A 16,416-nucleotide genomic window follows, 5' to 3' on the forward strand; every position below is an offset into this window, starting at 1 on the left:
GACAAAGTTACTTTCATGGCTGATCGGGGAGCGAGCGCCCTGTCACTCCCGGACGACTGGCCGGACCACCCGGATCCGATCCTGGCGCTCAACCACATGGGCAGTTTCGACTGGGACCTGGACACCGGGACGCTTCAGATGGACGCCCAGGCCCGTGACCTCTTCGACCTGCGCGCCGACGAATTCGACGACCGTCCCGAGGCGCTGACGTCACGGGTGCCGACCGTGGAGATCGCCCGCCTGGACACCACCGTCTCGCAGGCCATGAAGGACGGCAGCGAGAACTACGGCGCCTACTTCCGGGTCCGCCGCCGTGACGGCACCCTGCGCTGGACCCACACCCACGGCTACATCCTCCGGGACGACACCGGACGGCCCGTCCGCATCATCGGCATCATCCGGGACGCCACCCAGGAACTCGGCGCCGATGAGGCGGGGCGGCAGCCTGTCGCCCAGGAGGACGCCCTGCGCGAGCAGACCAACGTCGTCCAGCTCATCACGGCCGCACTCGCCCACGCCCGCACCGTGCAGGACGTCATCGACGTCCTCAAGGACACCCAAGGCCTCACCCATCTGGGCGCCGCCAGTCTCGTCGTGGGTCTGGTCGAGGCCGGCCGCATCCGGCTGGTCGCCGAGGGCCCCGCCGGCAGCTTCGTCCCGGGCACCCGCGTCACCCGGATCGACGAGCAGTACCCGATGAGCGAGGCGGTACGGACGCTCAGCCCGCGCTTCATCGAGTCGCCGGAGGAGTTCGCCGAACGCTACCCGGTGCTGTGGCCGCACCTCACCGACCTGCACGTCACCTCGGCCGCCTACCTGCCGCTCATCGTCCAGACCCGCCCGATCGGCGCCATGGGCCTGCTCTACAGCGACCGGCGCGGCTTCACCGCCGAGGAGCGCAACATCCTCGTCGCCCTGTGCAGCAGCATCGCCCAGAGCCTGCAGCGGGCCATGTTCTACGAGCAGGAGATGGACCTCGCGCAGGGCCTGCAACAGGCCATGCTGCCCCGCACCATTCCCAGCGTGCCCGGCGCCGACATCGCCGTCCGCTATCGCGCGGCCGGCATCGGAGGCTCTCTGAGCCGGGACATCGGCGGCGACTGGTACGACCTGATCCCGCTGCCCAACGGCCGGGTCGGCGCCGTCATCGGCGACGTCCAGGGCCACGACACCCACGCCGCCGCCGTCATGGGCCAGCTGCGCATCGTGCTGCGGGCCTACGCCGCCGAGGGGCACCCGCCGGCCACCGTGATGGCCCGCGCCTCCGTCTTCCTGCACGAACTCGACACCGACCGCTCCGCGACCTGCCTCTATGCCGAGGCCGACCTGTCCACCGGTGTCCTCCAGGTGGTCCGGGCCGGCCACATCGACCCGCTCGTCCGCCGCACCGACGGCTCCTGCCGGCGCGTCTTCATCACGGGCGGGCTGCCTCTCGGCCTGTCCGCCGAGTTCGACAGGCTCGAGTACCCGGTCGGGACCATGGAGCTCGATCCCGGCGACGTGCTGATGCTGTGCACCGACGGCCTGGTCGAGCAGCCCGGCGCCGACCTCGACGACGGCATCGAGACGCTCCGCGCGCTCATCACCACCGGCCCCGAGGACGTGCGCGACCTCGCCGACCGGCTCATCGACGTGGCCGAGGAACGCGGTGGTGACGACGACGTGGCCCTGCTCCTGCTGCGCCGCCGCCCGCCGGACAGCCCGCGCTCCGGAGGGCGGCTCCAGCAGCACGTGGCCCCCGGCGACCCCGAGGCCCTCACCGAGGCCCGGCGCATGATCCGTGCCGGGGTCGGAGCCTGGGGCGCCGGGGACCGTGCCGACGAGATCGAACTGGCCGCCGACGAGCTGATCACCAACGTGCTGATGCACACCGAGGGCGCCGCCGTCGTCACCCTCAGGGTCCTCACCGGCACCGAACGGCGACTGCGCGTGGAGGTCACGGACTCCTCCAGCGCCCTGCCGCGCCGCCGGGAGGCGGGGGAGTCGGGCGTCTCCGGGCGGGGCCTGCTGCTGGTCGAGACGCTCACCGACGTGTGGGGCGTGGAGGCACGGGGCGGCGGCAAGTGCGTCTGGGGCGAGTTCGCGGTGACCACCTCCTCCGCGGACCACAGCCACGACGCCGACGGCGGCACGGGACGTGGTTCCCGCTGACCGGTCCGGTCCGGGGCGACACGGTCCGCGAGGCCGTGGTCGAGCCGGTGCCGGTGGTCGGTGGGTGCCGACGGGTGTCGGCGGTCGGCGGTCGGTGGTCGGTGGTCGGTGGGTGCCGACGGGCGTCAGCGGTCGGTGGGCGTCAGCGTCACCAGGTGCTCGCCGTCCGAGGAACGCAGCTCGTAGCGCATGATCTGTCCGGAGTGCAGGGTGGATCCGCCCGTCATGCTGTTGGGCCGGGCGTCGTGGCGGGGCACGCTCCAGCTGGTCACGGTCTCCTCGGTGCCGTCCTGCCCGACCACCACCAGCCGGCAGACGCGGGGACCCGCGCCGTCCTTGACCTTCAGCTCCAGCCGGCTGCCCCAGTCCTCGTCCTCCGCCGTGATCTCCGCCCACACCCCGGACCGTTCGTCGGTCGCCGCGATGCTCTCGCGCGGTGGCCGGTCGCCGCCGCTCGTCATCATGGCGAGCGCCGGCGCGGTCGTCGCGAGCACCACCGAGGCGGCCAGCGCGAACAGCAGCCGACGGCGTTCCGCCCGCCGCCGGGCCGCCACCTGGGACAGCAGCCGGTCCAGCATCCTCGGACCGGGCCTGGCCATCGGATGCGCCAGCGGCGGCGTGGAGCGCCGGTACAGCATCAACTGCCGTGTCGTCGCCCCGAATTCGGTCACCTGTGCAGCGCAGCTGGGGCACTCCATGAGGTGGTCCTCGAAGCGGAACGCCTCCGCCTCGTCCAGCACGCCGAGCGCGTACGCGCCGACGTCGCGATGCCGTTCCAGGGACCTCATGCCGAATCCTCGTACCGTTGGGTATGGGTGGGGTTACTCCTTGCTCCCACCGGTACGCACCGGGCAGTCGATTCACTCAAGCCGCACACCGAATCGTGACCAAAGGATTCGGAGCCCTCGGGCTCACGGATTGGTCCGATTCACCGGAAGGCTAGAAAAGGTGGATGGCGAGGTGCCCGAGCGGCAGCCCGAGCTGCCACGCCGGTGTCCACACCTTCGGTCCCTCGTCCTCGCCGGCCCCCGTGCCGCCGCCCGGCACCGCGTTCAGATCCGGCGCGAGCAACTCCGTCTCCCGCAGCCAGCGCCAGGCCGACCGGGCGAGTTCCAGATCGGGCCGCGCCGTGCTCCGGTCGGCGGCGGCACTTTCCGCGGTCAGGTCCGCCAGGCGTCCCTGCACCCACTCCTGCCACGGCTGGTCGTACGCGGTCAGCGACAGCCAGGTCTCCAGCTGGGTGATCACCCGGATGCCGGAGAGCTCGCCGTCGGCGTCGGACAGGAAGACGGTCAGTGCCAGCGCGTCCCGGCCGGCCCGGAACTCGAAGGACGTAGGCGGCATCAGGTCGCCGCTGCGCAGTAGTTCGTCGGCGATGTACTCGGCGTACAACCAGGCCATGGGGACGGTGAGTTCACCGTCTCCGATGTCGTCGGTGCTCTCTTGCCCTCTGTGCGGCATCCCTTTCAGCCTTCCTCCGGTACGTGCGCGTCGCCCGACCCGGGCTCCCGGTCCGCAACACGGATGAGGACAGCCGATTACTCAACCGGGGTCGTCGGCAAGGCGCTTTACGGAGGTTTGACCCGGCCGTCGGTTTCACCGCAGGTCGGTGGCGTATCCCGGAAGCACCCGGCGCAGGGCCCGCAGCGCGTAGAACGCGCGGGACTTCACGGTACCGGGCGGGATGCCGAGGGCGGCCGCGGCTTCCGCCACACTCGCCCCCTGGAAGTACACCAGCACCAGGACTTCACGGTGTTCAGGAGTGAGTGTCTTCACAGCCTTGCGGACATCGAGCGTGGCCGCGGCCCGCTCGGCGTGGTCGGAGGTCACCCGCGCGTTCTCCAGTACCGCGTCGCCCACCTCGGCGGGCCGGGCCTGCCGTGCCCGCCGCGCGTCGATGGCGAGCCGCCGTCCCACCGTCATCAGCCAGGGCCGTACGGAGTCGAAGTTGTTGGCGCGCAGGGCCTCGGGGTGCTGCCAGGCCCGTACCAGGGTCTCCTGGACGAGGTCCTCGGCGCGCTGCCGGTCCCCGTCACAGAGCCGCAGCAGCAGTGCGAAGAGGGGCCGGCCGTGCTCGCGTTGCAGGGTGGCGAGTTCGTGCTCGGCGGTTGTCCCGTTCGTGAGTGTGATTCCGGCCGTCATGGCGGTATGGCAGCGCACGGCGATCCCCGGGGACAGGGCGCGCACAGGAGCGTGCGGCGGACGGTCGATCGCGTCGGCGAACGGTTCGACGAACGGTCGCGGCGGCCGTTCGTGCACGCCGGACGGCTTAAAACAGCGTGTCGGAGCAGCGGTGAACCGGAAGTTGATTCTTACCTATTTGTCAGTAAATACGACATCGAAGAGACGTGTACCGGGGTGAAGCGATGATTGCACGCAGTAGACAGGTGGCCCTGGCCCTCACCGTCGTCCTCGCCGCGGGCGCCGCCTGCCAGGCCCGGGGTCACCACCCACCGGAATCCGGCCATCCGGGTGCCTCGGCCGCGCGGGACCACGGCTTCACCCTGGTCGCCTCGGGGGACGTACTGCCGCACGAATCGGTCATCGACCGCGCCCGCTTCGACGCCGGACGGGCCGGCCACGACTTCCGTCCGATGCTCTCCGGGATCCGTTCCGTCGTCGCCGGCGCGGATCTGGCGCTGTGCCAGGCGGGAACCGTGTACGGCGCCGACGGCGACCACAGCGGCTACCCCGCCTTCACGTCCCCGCCCGAGCTGGCCCGGGGCCTCGCCGCCACCGGCTACGACGGCTGCTCCACCGCCTCCGACCACGCCCTGGACGCCGGCGTCGACGGCATCCGGCGGACCCTCGACGCCCTCGACGGCGCGGGCGTACGGCATGCCGGGACGGCCCGCACCGAACCTGAGGCCCGTACGGCGACCGTGCTGCGCGCGGGCCGGGCCGAGGTCGCCCATCTCGCCTACACCTACGGCACCAACGGCCTCCCGCTGCCGCCCGACCGGCCCTGGGCCGTCGACCTCATCGACGAGACCAGGATCCTCGCCGACGCCCGCGCGGCCAGGAAGGCGGGCGCCGACGTGGTCGTCGTCTCCCTGCACTGGGGCACCGAGTGGCAGGAGGCCCCCGACGGGCAGCAGATCGCCCTGGCCCGCTCACTCACCGCCGCCCGCACCGGCGACCGCCCCGCCATCGACCTGATCCTCGGCACCCGCGCCCATGTTCCGCAGGCCTACGAGAAGGTCAACGGCACCTGGGTGATCTACGGGACGGGCGATCAGATCGCCGGTGAGACGACCGGCTCCGACGGCGCCCCGGACCCCCGCGGCAACCAGTCCACGCTGGGCCGCTTCACCTTCGCCCCGCCCGCGCGTCCGGACGGGCGCTGGGAGGTGACGAAGGCCGAGTTCGTCCCCCTCCTCTTCGACGTGGACGCCGGCCGCGTGGTCAACCTCAACCGGGCCCTCCAGAAGGGTGCCGAGGTGCGCTCCGTACGCGACCGGATCCGTGACGTGGTGCTGAGCCGGGGTGCGGCGAAGGACGGCCTGGTCATGGGGGAGTAGACCGTCCCGGTCAAGGCGGCGATCAGTTCACGTCCACGGTGTCGAACAGCGTCAGCATCTGTGCGAGGACCCGCACGCAGGTCCGTACGTCGGCGTCCGTGAGGTCGCCGCCGACCTCCCGCAGCACGGCGTGCTCCCGGGCGACGACGGCCGCGATCGCCGCCCGCCCCTCGTCGGTGAGCCGGATCAGCGACGACCGCCGGTGGGCGGGGTTGGGGGTGCTCTCCACCAGGTCCCGCGCCGCGGCGTCGTTGACCATGCGCTGCACGAACTGACGGCTGATCGCCTGCGCACGGCCCATCTGGGGCACGGTCATCGGACCGTGCTTGTGCAGCAGGTCCAGCACGGCGCGTACGCCGACGGACAGGCTCTCGACGCCCTGGGCCTGCCCGTCGGCGTACGCGCCCTGTTCTCCCTGTGCGCCCTGTGCGCCCTGTGCGCCCTGTTCTATTTTTCGCTGCACCTGCCGGTACAGCGGGCCGATCAGGTCGAACACCTCCATCAGGCGCGGGCCGAGTTCGTCGGGCGAAAGGAGCCTGTCGGTGTCGTTCCCGGTGTTGTTCACCCCCTCATTTTGACACCGTGGTTGCCGAATTCCGCCGGAAGTGACACCTTGGTTGTCATGACTACGGTTGCGGAACTCCGCTACTTCACCTCCTCCGACGGCGACCTCGCCTACCACGACAGCGGCACGGGAGCCCCGGTCGTCCTGCTCCACTCCGGCTTCGTCGACCACCGGCTCTTCGCGGACCAGATCCCGGCCCTCGCCGCCCACCACCGGGTGATCGCCCCCGACGTACGCGGCCACGGCTCCTCCGCCAACGCCACGCAGCCCTTCCGCTGGGCGGACGACCTCGCCGCCCTGCTGCGCCACCTCGACGCGGGGCCCGCGGTCCTGGTCGGCGTGTCGATGGGCGGGGCCATCGCGACCGACACGATCCTCGAACACCCGGGTCTGGTCCGCGCGGTCGTCGCCTGCGGGGCGGCCACCAGTGAGTTCGAGCACACCGATCCGTGGTCCCGCCGGATCCAGGCCGAGTTCGCCCGCGCCCTGGGCGCCGGGGACATCGAGGGCTGGCTGAACGCCTTCGTGCGGGTCGCGCCGGGCGAGCACCGGGGCCCCGACGGCGTCGACCCGGACATCCCGCGCCGACTGCGGGAGATGGCGCTGCACACGATCTCCAAGCACACCCCGGACGAGAAGGACCTGCGCGTCCCCGTCACCGGCACCTGGGACCGCGTGCCGACGATCGACGTGCCGGTGCTCGCGGTCAACGGCTCACTCGAACCCGCCGATCTGACCGCGGCGGCGGAGCGTCTCGTCCAAGAGGTGCGCGACGGCCGCGCCGTCACCATCGAGGGTGCGGGACACTACGCGTGCATGGAACAGCCCGAGGTCTTCAACGAGATCCTCCTCGACTTCCTGCGCGCCCTCTGACACCGCGGAACTCAGGGCGCCACCGTCACCGGCCGGCGTCCCGCCTTCATCAGGCGGGACCGCGACCGCCCCCACGAAGCGGTGGCCCGCCTGCTCGGAGGTGCCCACCAGCACCGCGTCCGCCTTCAGTTCGTCCGCCGCCTTCACGATGCCGTTGTAGGGGTCGCCGCGGAACGTGTGGAACTCCCAGCGGAAGTCGAGCACCCCCCGGACCCGCTCGGACGCCTCCCTGACCTGCGCCACCAGCTCCTCGGTGATCTCGTCGGTGGCGTCGGCCACCGGCGCCCCGAGCGCCACGCCCGCCGCCGTCACCGGCCGCACGTACACCACGGCGAGCAGTGCGTGCTGCCGCCGCGCCGAACCGGACGCGTAGGCCGCCGCGCGCAGTGAGGAGTCGGAGCCGTCCACTCCGACCACGATCACCTTCGGTCCGTCCGTGCCCCGTTCGAACTGTACGGAGTGCCGTTCCGTCACGGTGCAGAGGCTGTCGGAGCCCGGCACCGGCGGCGTGCTGGGCCGAGCGGGTGGAAACGTCCCGCCGGACCGGTGCCACCGAGGTGGGCCCGTCCCCCGGCGGGCGACTGATGAGTCATGCAGAAGGATCAGTCGCCCACCCGGCGCCGAGTGCTGCTCGCCGGTGCCGGCGCCGCCGTCCTGGGGGCGGCCGGCACGGCCGGAGTCCTCATGACGGGCGCCGGTACCGAGGCGGCACGCACCGCCCCGCCCGCCGCCGGAGGCCTGGCCGCCGGTCGCCCGCTCAAGCCCTCCACGTACCGCCTCAGGCCCCTCACCGGCTACGGCTCGCCGAGGAGCGTGCCCCGCAGGACCCAGGTGCGGAGCGCACCCCTGCTGCGCGTGTCCGGACGGGGTCGCGCCATGGTGCTGACCTTCGACGACGGACCCGACCCCCGCTACACCCCGGACATCCTCGACACGCTCGCCGCGTACGACGTACGGGCGATGTTCTTCGTGTGCGGGGAAATGGCCTCCTACCACAAGGACCTGCTGGGCCGTATGTCCGACGAGGGGCATGTCGTCGGCAACCACACCTGGTCCCACCCCCTGCTCACCACTCTCTCCCGGAGCAGGATCCGCTCCGAGATGGAACGCACCAGCGCGGTCATCGAGGACGGGTACGGCGAGCGCCCCCAGTGGTTCCGCGCGCCCTACGGTGCCTGGAACCGCGCCGCGTTCCAACTCGGCGCCGAACTCGGCATGGAACCCCTCGCCTGGACCGTCGACACCCTCGACTGGACCTCCCCGGGCACCCGCACCATCGTCGACCGGGTGAGGAACGGCGCCGCCCCCGGCGTCGTGGTGCTCTCGCACGACGCCGGGGGCGAGCGGTCCCAGAGCGTGCGGGCACTGCGCGACTATCTGCCCGAGCTGCTGGACTCCGGCTACCAGGTCACCGTGCCCCGCCGGCAGTACACCTGACACCGGACGGACGCCCCGCCCGGCTCGGGCGGGGCCCGCTCAGCGAACCTCGGCCAGCCGGGCGAAGACGACGACGTTGCCGTCGTAACCGTCCTGCTGGGTGAAACCGCCTCCGCAGGTGATGACCCGCAATTCCGACGTGCCTTTCGAGTTGTAGACCCGGTCACCGGGAAAGTCGTTCTTCGCGAAGACCTCGACGCCGTAGATCTCGAAATCCGCGGTCTTTCCGTCCTTGCGCTCGATCTCGACGTGATTTCCCTTCTGCAGCGCGCCGAGCCCGTAGAAGACGGCCGGCCCCTGGTGGTTGTCGACATGCCCGACCACGACCGCCGTGCCCTTCTCCCCGGGAGTGACGCCGCCGGTGAACCAGCCCGCCAGATTGGGGTCCTCGGGCGGTGGCGCGTCGATCCACCCCTCGGCGTCCAGACCCACCGCCATGACCGGCGCGTCGACCTGGACCGTCGGAATCCTGATCCGGCCCGGCACCGAGTACGGCAGCGGTGTCACCGGGCCGCCCGCGGTGTCACCGGGCGCCTGGCTGTCGGTGGCGGCCGCCACGGCGGGTTGCGGCGGCCCCGCGTCGAACTCCCCCGAACCGTTCCGGATGAGTGCGAGGCCGGTGAGCAGAACCAGCGCTATCACGCCCCACGGAGCACGCCTCTTCCGCCGCGCCTCCTCTTCGATTTCCGCCGGCTCGAAAGCAGACATTCGCTCTTCCCCTCTCGACACGGCCGTCGCCGCGTCACTCGCGCATGGCAGAAACGCTAAGTGCCGCGCGCGTGACCGGCGACGGGGGAAAGGCGAACGGGTGGCCGTGCCGTCATCGGTGCGCCATCCGGGGTTCCGCCGAACGGAGATCTTCCGACAGCCCGTGACCTGCGGTGATATCCGAATGAGTGAATGTGCGCGGACATCTCCTCACCGGTACGGACCATTGCCGAAATGCGCGCCGGGGCAGTGCAACTGAGGGTTTTGCTGGGAGGCGCTTTCTCGCCGATCGACCGGGGACCGGCCCCGGGGCGCCTTCCGCGGAGGATCACATGCGCAAGTCACGTGCCCTGGCGTCCGCGGGCGCCGCGGTCGCCGTCCTCGGGCTCGCCGCCCCGGTCGCCGTCGCGGACGGTGGCCGGGGCTCCAGCCCGTCCAACATCGTCGCCCTGCCCAGCGTCATCGCCCGCGGCGGCCAGCTGACCATCACCGTCGACGGCTGCCCCGACGGCGGACACGCGACGTCCAACGCCTTCCCGAGGACCGAACTGAGGCCCATCCACGGGGGAGGTGACACCGCGAAGGGCACCGCCACCGTCGACTTCGACGCCCGCGCCGGCTCGTACGACATCACCGTGCACTGCTCCGGTCGGAGCCTGACCCGGCCGGCCGCCTTCACCGTCCTCGGCGGGGTCCGCGGCGGCCTCGGCGGCAGCAGCACCGACGGGGCGACCCCGATCGACATCGCCATCGGCGGCGGACTGGTGACCGCCGCGGTCGCCGCCGGCGGTGTCTTCTGGATGCGCCGCCGTGCCGAGAAGCAGATCTGAACCCCATTCCTTTCGGCGGCCGTTCCTCGCACGTGTGACTTCAGGGCTGCGCCCCGGATCCCGCCCGGACCCGGGGCACAGCCCTGAAGTCGTGAAATCCCGCCGGGCGGAGCCGTCCTCCGCGCCGTCGCGGCGGGAGCGACGCGTATCGCGTGCATGGCGAGTCCTCCGGGTCCCGAGGAGCGGCGGCGGACCTGTTCCGCTCGCGCCGGAAATGCGCCTCGATGTGCGAAACGCTAGAAAGCCGCACCGGTTCGCGCGATCGCAGTCGCGCGAACGGGGTATCGCCGTGGGCCGCACGGGGGAACCGCGTACGGCAGCCGGGGGACGTGCACGGCGTGGCGCACGCCCCCGCGGCGGGTGCCGTGGTGGGTACCCGTCAGCCTCCGACGTGGGGGAACAGGAGGAGGAACGGATCGGCCGAGGCGGCGAGACCCCGGCTGAAGGGCGCGTCGAAGTCCCAGATCAGAAAGAGCAGGAAGGCGATCAACGCGGAGAACAGTGCGGCGAGGACCAGCTCCCGCCCGGTGCGGCGGATCTGCAGCGCGAAGATCATTCCGATGGTGATGACGGCCCCGGCGATCAGCCCGAACCACACCACGCCCGGCATGGTCTCCCCGGTCGACTCCGCCCGAGCGGCGCGCGCCTGGTCGGCGGCGGACACCTGGTCGACGAGCGGCTGATAGGCCTGCGCCTCGAAGTCCGTCCGCGGTTCGTAGTCGGTGACGTCCCGGCGGACCCGGTCGAGGAGGTCCGTCCCGCGTTCGGTGACCCGGCCGTCGTCGGCCATGACACGCCACTCGGTGGTGACGACGTGTCCGACATAGGCGTTGACATCGTCCCGAATGCGATCACGGACGTCGGCCGGATAGATCCGTACCCGCTCCGAGATCTCGTGCAGCGCCACCGCCTCCGCCCGCACATGCTCCTGCGCCGCGCCGCGGCCCTCCCAGACGCCGGCGATGGCCAGGCCGAGGACGATGGCGTACACCACACCGATCCACATCGTCATGTACTCGATGACGTCCGGGGTCTCGCTGGGGTCCTCGTCGTCGGCGGCCGTGCGGTGACGTACGAAAGTGATGATGATCACCACGACGCAGACGGCCAGCATCGCGAGGGTGAGAACAAGCCATTCCGGCAAGAGGTGCCTCCACGGCGGGACGGGCCCTGGGCGGGCGCTCGGGTTCAGCGGGGCCGCAGCGCGGCGACGGCGACCACGGCGGGCATGGTGATGAGCAGGACGAAGGTGAGGGGCGACGTGGCGCCGCCGGAAGGCCGTTCGACCGGGGGTGCCGCCCGATACCGCGGGTAGTGCACGGGCGTCGCGGCCGGCGGCGGCGTGGGCGCGGGGGTGGCCGAGGGCGCCGGGGCCGGCGAGGGGCGCGGCGGCGGAGCGGACGTCGGCGTGGGAGTAGGAGTGGGAGTGGGAGTGGGTGCCGGACGGGCGGGCGGTGGCGCGGGGCGGGCCCGACGCGGAGGGGGCGGAGGCGGCGGTTCGGGCTTCGCCGTGGGGGTGGGCTTCGGTGTCGGAGAAGGCAGCGGGGGCGGGGGAGCGGGGGGCGGCGGGGTCGGCGTGGGTTCGGGTGGCGGTGGAGGTGGTGTGGGCGTGGGTGGCGGGGCGGGGGGTGAACAGAGCGGGGGGAGCGGCCAGGTCATGCTCCCGGCGACCGCCACCGCCTCCGTTCCCCCCGGCCCCGTCGAGGCGTGGGCGCAGGCGTCGGCCGTCGCCGCGCCAGGGGCGCCGACGAGCGCCCAGGCCAGCGTCGCCATCGCCAACGCGCGTGCGGCGAGCGCGGATCGGGTCGGTACGAGTCCTTGCACGACGGAGATCATGAGCCGGGACGGGCCGGTACACGCGCGGGCTCCAAATGAATGCCCCGATGGAGTTAAATCCGTCATCTCCCGGTTGGTTCCGGTCTGATCGCCCGTTGGGAAACGGCGTACTGGCGTGCGATGCGGCAGGGCACACAGGCGGATCGGGGCGGAAGTACGGGTTCCGGAAGAAATATGGGCCGCCGTTGAACACGGCAGGTGCCCTCATACGTACTCCACGTCGAGCGGCGGCGCAGCAGGGCGCTGCAACACCCTTGCGATGATCTGGAGTTGAGATGAAGACCTCCTGGCGGACCGCCTCACTGGTGGTGAGCGCCGCGGCGGTGCTGACGCTGACGACGGCGTGCGGTCAGGACACCGCGCCGCCGGCCAGCAGCCAGAACGTCGGCGCCTCGGCCGTGCCCGGGGACCTCGGGGGCATCGACACAGGGGCCGGCGCGAAGACGCCCGATGCCCCCGCCGGCGGCGTGGGCACGCTGGGTGTCTCCACCAACGCCGAACTCGGCGAGCTGGTGACGGACGAACTCGGGCTCACGCTCTACCGCTTCGACCAGGACACCGCGCAGCCCCCCAAGTCCAACTGCGACGGCGGCTGCGCCGAGACCTGGCCCCCGGTGCTCGCCGACGACGCCAAGGCCGGCAAGGGCATCGACGCGTCACTGCTGGGCGAAGTCACCCGGGCGGACGGCACCAAGCAGCTCACCGTCGACGGCTGGCCCGCCTACCGCTACGTCAAGGACGTCAACGCCGGCGACGTCAAGGGTCAGGGCGTGGGCGGCAAGTGGTTCGGGCTGACCCCCGAGGGCAAGAAGGCGCAGGCGGCCGACCTGCCCGGTCTGTCCACCCGCAAGGACCCCGAGCTCGGTGAGATCGTCGTCGACAAGGACGGCATGACGGTCTACCGCTTCATGAAGGACGAGGCCTGGCCGAAGCCGGTCTCCGCCTGCACCGGCGCGTGCCTGGAGAAGTGGCCGGTGGTGGCGCCGGTCGACATCAACGACACCAAGGGCATCGAGAAGAAGAACTACATGAAGTTCACCCGCCCGGACAACGGTGCCGAGCAGCAGACGATCTACTGCTGGCCGATCTACACCTTCGCCGGTGACAAGGCCCCGGGCGACACCAACGGCCAGGGCGTCGGCGGCACCTGGTACGCCGTGCGCCCCGACGGAAAGCCGGTCGGCGCGCCGGAGAAGTAGCAACCTCCCCAGGAAGCCGCACACTTCGGCGCCGCCGATCCCGGTCCGCCCCTCCGCGCCGCACGGAGGGGCGGACCGTTTTGCTGTGATTCACCGGAACTCGTGGAAATTTCGGCGGCCTTCTCCCCGCGTTTCACCGCACGTCGGAACTCTCCGGAATTCCGTCGGTACTTTTCGTGACGTTTTTACGGGCGTCAATTTGGTATGTGCCACTGGCAGTGACCGGGAACGGATGGTCAATTTCCGTTTGGGGTCGCTCCCTTGGCAGGCGATCAGTAGCCTCAGCTCGAACGCCGGATCGCCTACGCTGTGGAGAGATACATGGAGCGTCCCGCCTGGGCCCCCCGGAGCATCGACATCACGGTGCCCAGTGTTTCCCGGATGTACGACTACTACCTGGGCGGTTCGCACAACTTCGAGGTCGACCGGGAAGCGGCCCGCAGGGCCATGGAGTTCATGCCGGGACTGCCCAAGGTCATGCAGGCGAACAGGGCGTTCCTGCGCCGGGCGGTACGCTTCGCGGTCGGCGAGGGCGTCACCCAGTTCCTGGACATCGGCTCCGGTATCCCGACGTTCGGCAACGTCCACGAGGTGGCGCAGGCGGCCGCTCCCGGCGCGCGGGTGGTCTACGTCGACCACGACCCGGTGGCCGTCGCGCACAGCCAGGCCGTTCTCGAGGGCGGCGACGGCGCGGGCGTCGTCGCCGGGGACCTCCGAAAGCCCCGGGACATCCTGGCGAGTTCCGAGGTGAGGCGCCTGATCGACCCGAACCGGCCGGTGGCGCTGCTGCTCGTTGCCGTCCTGCACTTCGTGGAGGACGCGGACGACCCGTACGCGGCGGTGGCCGAACTGCGTGAGGCCCTCGCGCCCGGCAGTATGCTGATCCTCACCCATGCCTCGTACGAGGGAATTCCGTTGCCTCCGGAGCGGGCCGGTGGCGCGGTGGACGTGTACAAGGACATCCGCAACCCGTTGATCATGCGCTCGCGTGACGAGATCGCGCGGTTCTTCGAGGGGTACGACATGGTGGAACCCGGACTGGTGCCGATGCCGCGGTGGCGGCCGGACACCGCACCGGAGGACGAGGATCCCTACGAGCTCTCCGGACTCGCGGGCGTGGGGCGTACCGCGTGAGCGCGGAGCCGGACGGGCCGGAGGGCAGACTGCGCCGGTTCGCGACGATCTGGAGCCGGGCGGTCTTCCCCGTGACCTCGACGTCGTCGACCCGGCCCGAGTTCGAGGAACAACTGCTCCCGCTGGCCAGGCGATTGACTGAAGCGCTGCTGGCCAGGGCCTTCGACCCGGACGTCGGCCAGGCGGTCGGCGCCGCCCTGATCCAGGTGCACTGCACCGACCCGGAGGCGCTCAGCCGGACCCTGGACTGCGTGGACGCCTATCTCGTCCTGTACTGCGGAGGGGACGGCGACCGTGAGGACCTGCGGGCGCGCAGCGCCAGACTGCAGCACGCCATGGCCGCCGGATTCGCGCGGGCGCTGCGGGAGCGGACGCTGGCCGAGCAGGAGGCCGTCGCCCGGGCCGCGCTGGAGGCGCAGGGCGTGGTGGCGCAGGCCCTGCACGCCACCGAGGCCAGGTTCCGCGCGGTCTTCGAAGGCGCGGCGATAGGAATCGGCATCGCCGACCTCGACGGCAACGTCCTGCAGGTCAACGGCGCCCTGCGGCGCATGTTCGGCCTGTCCGAACAGGGCCTGCGCAGCCGCAACGTCAGGGAGTGGACACACCCCGACGACGCCCCGCAGACCTGGAACCTCTACGACGAGCTGGTCCGCGGCGACCGTGAGCACTACCACCTCGAGAAGGCGTTCCACCGGCCCGACGGAACGGTCCTGTGGACCAATCTGACGGTGTCCCTGCTGCGCGACGCCGACGGTGAACCGCAGTACCAGCTCGCCCTGATGGAGGACACCACCGAGCGGCGGCTGCTCAACCTCCGGCTGCGCTACGAGGCCACCCACGACGCGCTCACCGGTCTGCCCAACCGCACGCTCTTCTTCGAGCGGCTGGAGAAGGCGCTCAGCGCCGGCCCCGGACAGCGCTTCGGCCTGTGCTACCTCGACCTGGACGGCTTCAAGACCGTCAACGACAGTCTCGGGCACGCGGCCGGCGACCGGCTGCTCGTCGAGGTCGCCGACCGGCTCCAGTCCTGCGCCACCGCGCCCGGCGAGATGGTCGCCCGGCTCGGCGGCGACGAGTTCGTGGCGCTGACCACGGGCCCCGACACCGAGCACACGGTCGACGAGCTCGCCGCCCGCATCATGAACGTGCTGCTCGCCCCCATCGGCGTCGACGGCCGCGACCTGACCGTGCGCGGCAGCGTCGGCGTCGTCGAGGGACCGGCCGGGGAACGCAGCCCGGCGGAGGTGCTGCGCAGCGCCGACATCACCATGTACCGGGCCAAGTCGGCGGGCGGCAACCGCTTCGAGCTGGCCGACCCGGAGTCCGACGCCCGCGCCATCACCCGGCACGGACTCACCACGGCACTGCCCGCGGCCCTGGAACGGGGCGAGTTCTTCATCGAGTACCAGCCGCTGGTCCACCTCGGCGACGGCAGCGTCCGGGGCGCCGAGGCGCTGGTGCGCTGGCTGCACCCGCAGCACGGCGTGCTGTCCCCGGACCGGTTCATCCCGCTCGCCGAGCACACCGGGCTGATCGTCCCGCTGGGCCGCTGGGTGCTCGAGCAGTCGGTGCGCCAGGCCCGCGCGTGGCAGGAGCGGCACGGCGGCACGGGGGCGCTCGGCCCGCTGCGCATCAACGTGAACCTCTCGCCCTGCCAGCTCACCCACCCCGGCCTGGTCCAGGACACCGTCGACATTCTGGAGCGCACCGGTGTCGAGCCGGACGCGCTGTGCCTGGAGGTGACCGAGTCGGCGCTGATCGGCGCGGACGACGACCTGCTGAAGCCGCTGCGGCGGCTGGCGGAGATGGGCGTGGACATCGCCCTGGACGACTTCGGCACCGGCTACTCCAACCTCGCCAACCTGCGCCGCCTCCCGGTGAGCGTCCTCAAGCTGGACCGTTCCTTCACCCAGAGCATGCAGCAGTTCCCGGCCGACCCGGTCGACCTCAAGATCGTCGAGGGGATCGTCTCCCTGGCCCACAGCCTCGACCTCGCCGTCACGGTGGAGGGGGTGGAGACGGGGGCGCAGGCCGAGCAGCTGCGCATACTCGGCTGCGACACGGCGCAGGGCTGGTACTACGCCCGCCCCGGCCCACCGGAACGCCTGCACGACCTGGTCCTGGCCGACGCGACGGGCTGACGCCGGGCGCCCCGGCCCACC

At 71.6% G+C, this 16,416-nt stretch carries 15 protein-coding genes and 1 pseudogene; 8 read left to right on the top strand and 8 right to left on the bottom strand.

Annotation, left to right across the window (positions count from 1 at the left end; all coding sequences use genetic code 11):
- The first annotated feature begins 15 nt into the window (after nucleotides 1-15).
- Nucleotides 16-2,151 (top strand): SpoIIE family protein phosphatase, encoded by a 2,136-nt coding sequence (locus tag ACVW19_RS31640; protein WP_457463770.1) that lies wholly within the window; start codon nucleotides 16-18, stop codon nucleotides 2,149-2,151.
- A gap of 125 nt (nucleotides 2,152-2,276) precedes the next feature.
- On the opposite strand, the gene ACVW19_RS31645 is transcribed toward ACVW19_RS31640, so the two are convergent.
- The 3 genes from ACVW19_RS31645 to ACVW19_RS31655 all read right to left on the bottom strand — a co-directional run bounded on the left by ACVW19_RS31645 (nucleotide 2,277) and on the right by ACVW19_RS31655 (nucleotide 4,293).
- Nucleotides 2,277-2,939: a zf-HC2 domain-containing protein gene (locus ACVW19_RS31645; RefSeq protein ID WP_457463772.1), complete on the bottom strand. Its 663-nt coding sequence runs from the start codon at nucleotides 2,937-2,939 to the stop codon at nucleotides 2,277-2,279.
- Between the two features lie 151 nt (nucleotides 2,940-3,090).
- Nucleotides 3,091-3,612: a hypothetical protein gene (locus ACVW19_RS31650; RefSeq protein WP_457463774.1), complete on the bottom strand. Its 522-nt coding sequence runs from the start codon at nucleotides 3,610-3,612 to the stop codon at nucleotides 3,091-3,093.
- 135 nt (nucleotides 3,613-3,747) lie between these two features.
- Entirely contained in the window at nucleotides 3,748-4,293 is a 546-nt protein-coding gene (locus ACVW19_RS31655; RefSeq protein WP_457463776.1) for a sigma-70 family RNA polymerase sigma factor, read from the bottom strand.
- 224 nt (nucleotides 4,294-4,517) lie between these two features.
- Between ACVW19_RS31655 and ACVW19_RS31660 the strand changes: the two genes are divergently transcribed.
- Nucleotides 4,518-5,672, top strand: a complete 1,155-nt coding sequence (locus ACVW19_RS31660) for a CapA family protein (RefSeq protein WP_457463778.1) — start codon at nucleotides 4,518-4,520, stop codon at nucleotides 5,670-5,672.
- Between the two features lie 22 nt (nucleotides 5,673-5,694).
- Here ACVW19_RS31660 and ACVW19_RS31665 read toward each other — a convergent pair whose 3' ends face one another.
- Nucleotides 5,695-6,174 carry a MarR family winged helix-turn-helix transcriptional regulator gene (locus tag ACVW19_RS31665; protein WP_457464872.1) on the bottom strand — a complete coding sequence of 160 codons (480 nt, stop codon included), beginning with the start codon at nucleotides 6,172-6,174 and terminating at the stop codon, nucleotides 5,695-5,697.
- Between the two features lie 120 nt (nucleotides 6,175-6,294).
- Between ACVW19_RS31665 and ACVW19_RS31670 the strand changes: the two genes are divergently transcribed.
- Complete coding sequence (locus ACVW19_RS31670) at nucleotides 6,295-7,110, top strand: alpha/beta fold hydrolase (protein WP_457463780.1); 816 nt, start codon at nucleotides 6,295-6,297, stop codon at nucleotides 7,108-7,110.
- 11 nt (nucleotides 7,111-7,121) lie between these two features.
- On the opposite strand, the pseudogene ACVW19_RS31675 reads toward ACVW19_RS31670, so the two are convergent.
- A pseudogene (locus ACVW19_RS31675) lies at nucleotides 7,122-7,584 on the bottom strand (universal stress protein).
- Between the two features lie 117 nt (nucleotides 7,585-7,701).
- Here ACVW19_RS31675 and ACVW19_RS31680 point away from each other — a divergent pair.
- Nucleotides 7,702-8,547: a polysaccharide deacetylase family protein gene (locus ACVW19_RS31680; RefSeq protein WP_457463781.1), complete on the top strand. Its 846-nt coding sequence runs from the start codon at nucleotides 7,702-7,704 to the stop codon at nucleotides 8,545-8,547.
- Nucleotides 8,548-8,586: 39 nt separating this feature from the next.
- Here the strand turns inward: ACVW19_RS31680 and ACVW19_RS31685 are convergent, their stop codons facing one another.
- On the bottom strand, nucleotides 8,587-9,255 hold the full coding sequence (locus tag ACVW19_RS31685) for a class F sortase (RefSeq protein WP_457463783.1): 669 nt from the start codon (nucleotides 9,253-9,255) through the stop codon (nucleotides 8,587-8,589).
- A gap of 332 nt (nucleotides 9,256-9,587) precedes the next feature.
- Here ACVW19_RS31685 and ACVW19_RS31690 point away from each other — a divergent pair, with 332 nt between their 5' ends.
- Nucleotides 9,588-10,085 (top strand): hypothetical protein, encoded by a 498-nt coding sequence (locus ACVW19_RS31690; RefSeq protein WP_457463785.1) that lies wholly within the window; start codon nucleotides 9,588-9,590, stop codon nucleotides 10,083-10,085.
- A gap of 379 nt (nucleotides 10,086-10,464) precedes the next feature.
- Here the strand turns inward: ACVW19_RS31690 and ACVW19_RS31695 are convergent, their stop codons facing one another.
- Both ACVW19_RS31695 and ACVW19_RS31700 read right to left on the bottom strand, forming a co-directional pair.
- Nucleotides 10,465-11,229, bottom strand: a complete 765-nt coding sequence (locus ACVW19_RS31695) for a bestrophin-like domain (protein ID WP_457463787.1) — start codon at nucleotides 11,227-11,229, stop codon at nucleotides 10,465-10,467.
- A 44-nt stretch (nucleotides 11,230-11,273) separates the two neighbouring features.
- Nucleotides 11,274-11,405, bottom strand: coding sequence for a hypothetical protein (locus ACVW19_RS31700; RefSeq protein ID WP_457463789.1), 132 nt, complete (start codon nucleotides 11,403-11,405; stop codon nucleotides 11,274-11,276).
- A 791-nt stretch (nucleotides 11,406-12,196) separates the two neighbouring features.
- Between ACVW19_RS31700 and ACVW19_RS31705 the strand changes: the two genes are divergently transcribed.
- The 3 genes from ACVW19_RS31705 (at nucleotide 12,197) to ACVW19_RS31715 (ending at nucleotide 16,395) form a co-directional block, all read left to right on the top strand.
- Nucleotides 12,197-13,120 carry an SCO0930 family lipoprotein gene (locus ACVW19_RS31705; protein WP_457463790.1) on the top strand — a complete coding sequence of 308 codons (924 nt, stop codon included), beginning with the start codon at nucleotides 12,197-12,199 and terminating at the stop codon, nucleotides 13,118-13,120.
- Nucleotides 13,121-13,441: 321 nt separating this feature from the next.
- Complete coding sequence (locus ACVW19_RS31710) at nucleotides 13,442-14,254, top strand: SAM-dependent methyltransferase (RefSeq protein ID WP_457463792.1); 813 nt, start codon at nucleotides 13,442-13,444, stop codon at nucleotides 14,252-14,254.
- Nucleotides 14,251-16,395, top strand: coding sequence for a putative bifunctional diguanylate cyclase/phosphodiesterase (locus ACVW19_RS31715; RefSeq protein WP_457463793.1), 2,145 nt, complete (start codon nucleotides 14,251-14,253; stop codon nucleotides 16,393-16,395). The genes ACVW19_RS31710 and ACVW19_RS31715 overlap by 4 nt, the downstream gene beginning before the upstream one ends.
- The last annotated feature ends 21 nt before the right edge of the window (nucleotides 16,396-16,416 follow it).

The organism is Streptomyces sp. TE5632 (assembly GCF_054061295.1).

What these genes read in the sequence shown, in the direction of transcription:
- ACVW19_RS31640 (WP_457463770.1), top strand. Translation starts at nt 16, where the DNA reads ATGGCTGATCGGGGAGCGAGCGCCCTGTCACTCCCGGACGACTGGCCG.
- ACVW19_RS31645 (WP_457463772.1), bottom strand. Translation starts at nt 2,939, where the DNA reads ATGAGGTCCCTGGAACGGCATCGCGACGTCGGCGCGTACGCGCTCGGC.
- ACVW19_RS31650 (WP_457463774.1), bottom strand. Translation starts at nt 3,612, where the DNA reads ATGCCGCACAGAGGGCAAGAGAGCACCGACGACATCGGAGACGGTGAA.
- ACVW19_RS31655 (WP_457463776.1), bottom strand. Translation starts at nt 4,293, where the DNA reads ATGACGGCCGGAATCACACTCACGAACGGGACAACCGCCGAGCACGAA.
- ACVW19_RS31660 (WP_457463778.1), top strand. Translation starts at nt 4,518, where the DNA reads ATGATTGCACGCAGTAGACAGGTGGCCCTGGCCCTCACCGTCGTCCTC.
- ACVW19_RS31665 (WP_457464872.1), bottom strand. Translation starts at nt 6,174, where the DNA reads ATGGAGGTGTTCGACCTGATCGGCCCGCTGTACCGGCAGGTGCAGCGA.
- ACVW19_RS31670 (WP_457463780.1), top strand. Translation starts at nt 6,295, where the DNA reads ATGACTACGGTTGCGGAACTCCGCTACTTCACCTCCTCCGACGGCGAC.
- ACVW19_RS31680 (WP_457463781.1), top strand. Translation starts at nt 7,702, where the DNA reads ATGCAGAAGGATCAGTCGCCCACCCGGCGCCGAGTGCTGCTCGCCGGT.
- ACVW19_RS31685 (WP_457463783.1), bottom strand. Translation starts at nt 9,255, where the DNA reads ATGTCTGCTTTCGAGCCGGCGGAAATCGAAGAGGAGGCGCGGCGGAAG.
- ACVW19_RS31690 (WP_457463785.1), top strand. Translation starts at nt 9,588, where the DNA reads ATGCGCAAGTCACGTGCCCTGGCGTCCGCGGGCGCCGCGGTCGCCGTC.
- ACVW19_RS31705 (WP_457463790.1), top strand. Translation starts at nt 12,197, where the DNA reads ATGAAGACCTCCTGGCGGACCGCCTCACTGGTGGTGAGCGCCGCGGCG.
- ACVW19_RS31710 (WP_457463792.1), top strand. Translation starts at nt 13,442, where the DNA reads ATGGAGCGTCCCGCCTGGGCCCCCCGGAGCATCGACATCACGGTGCCC.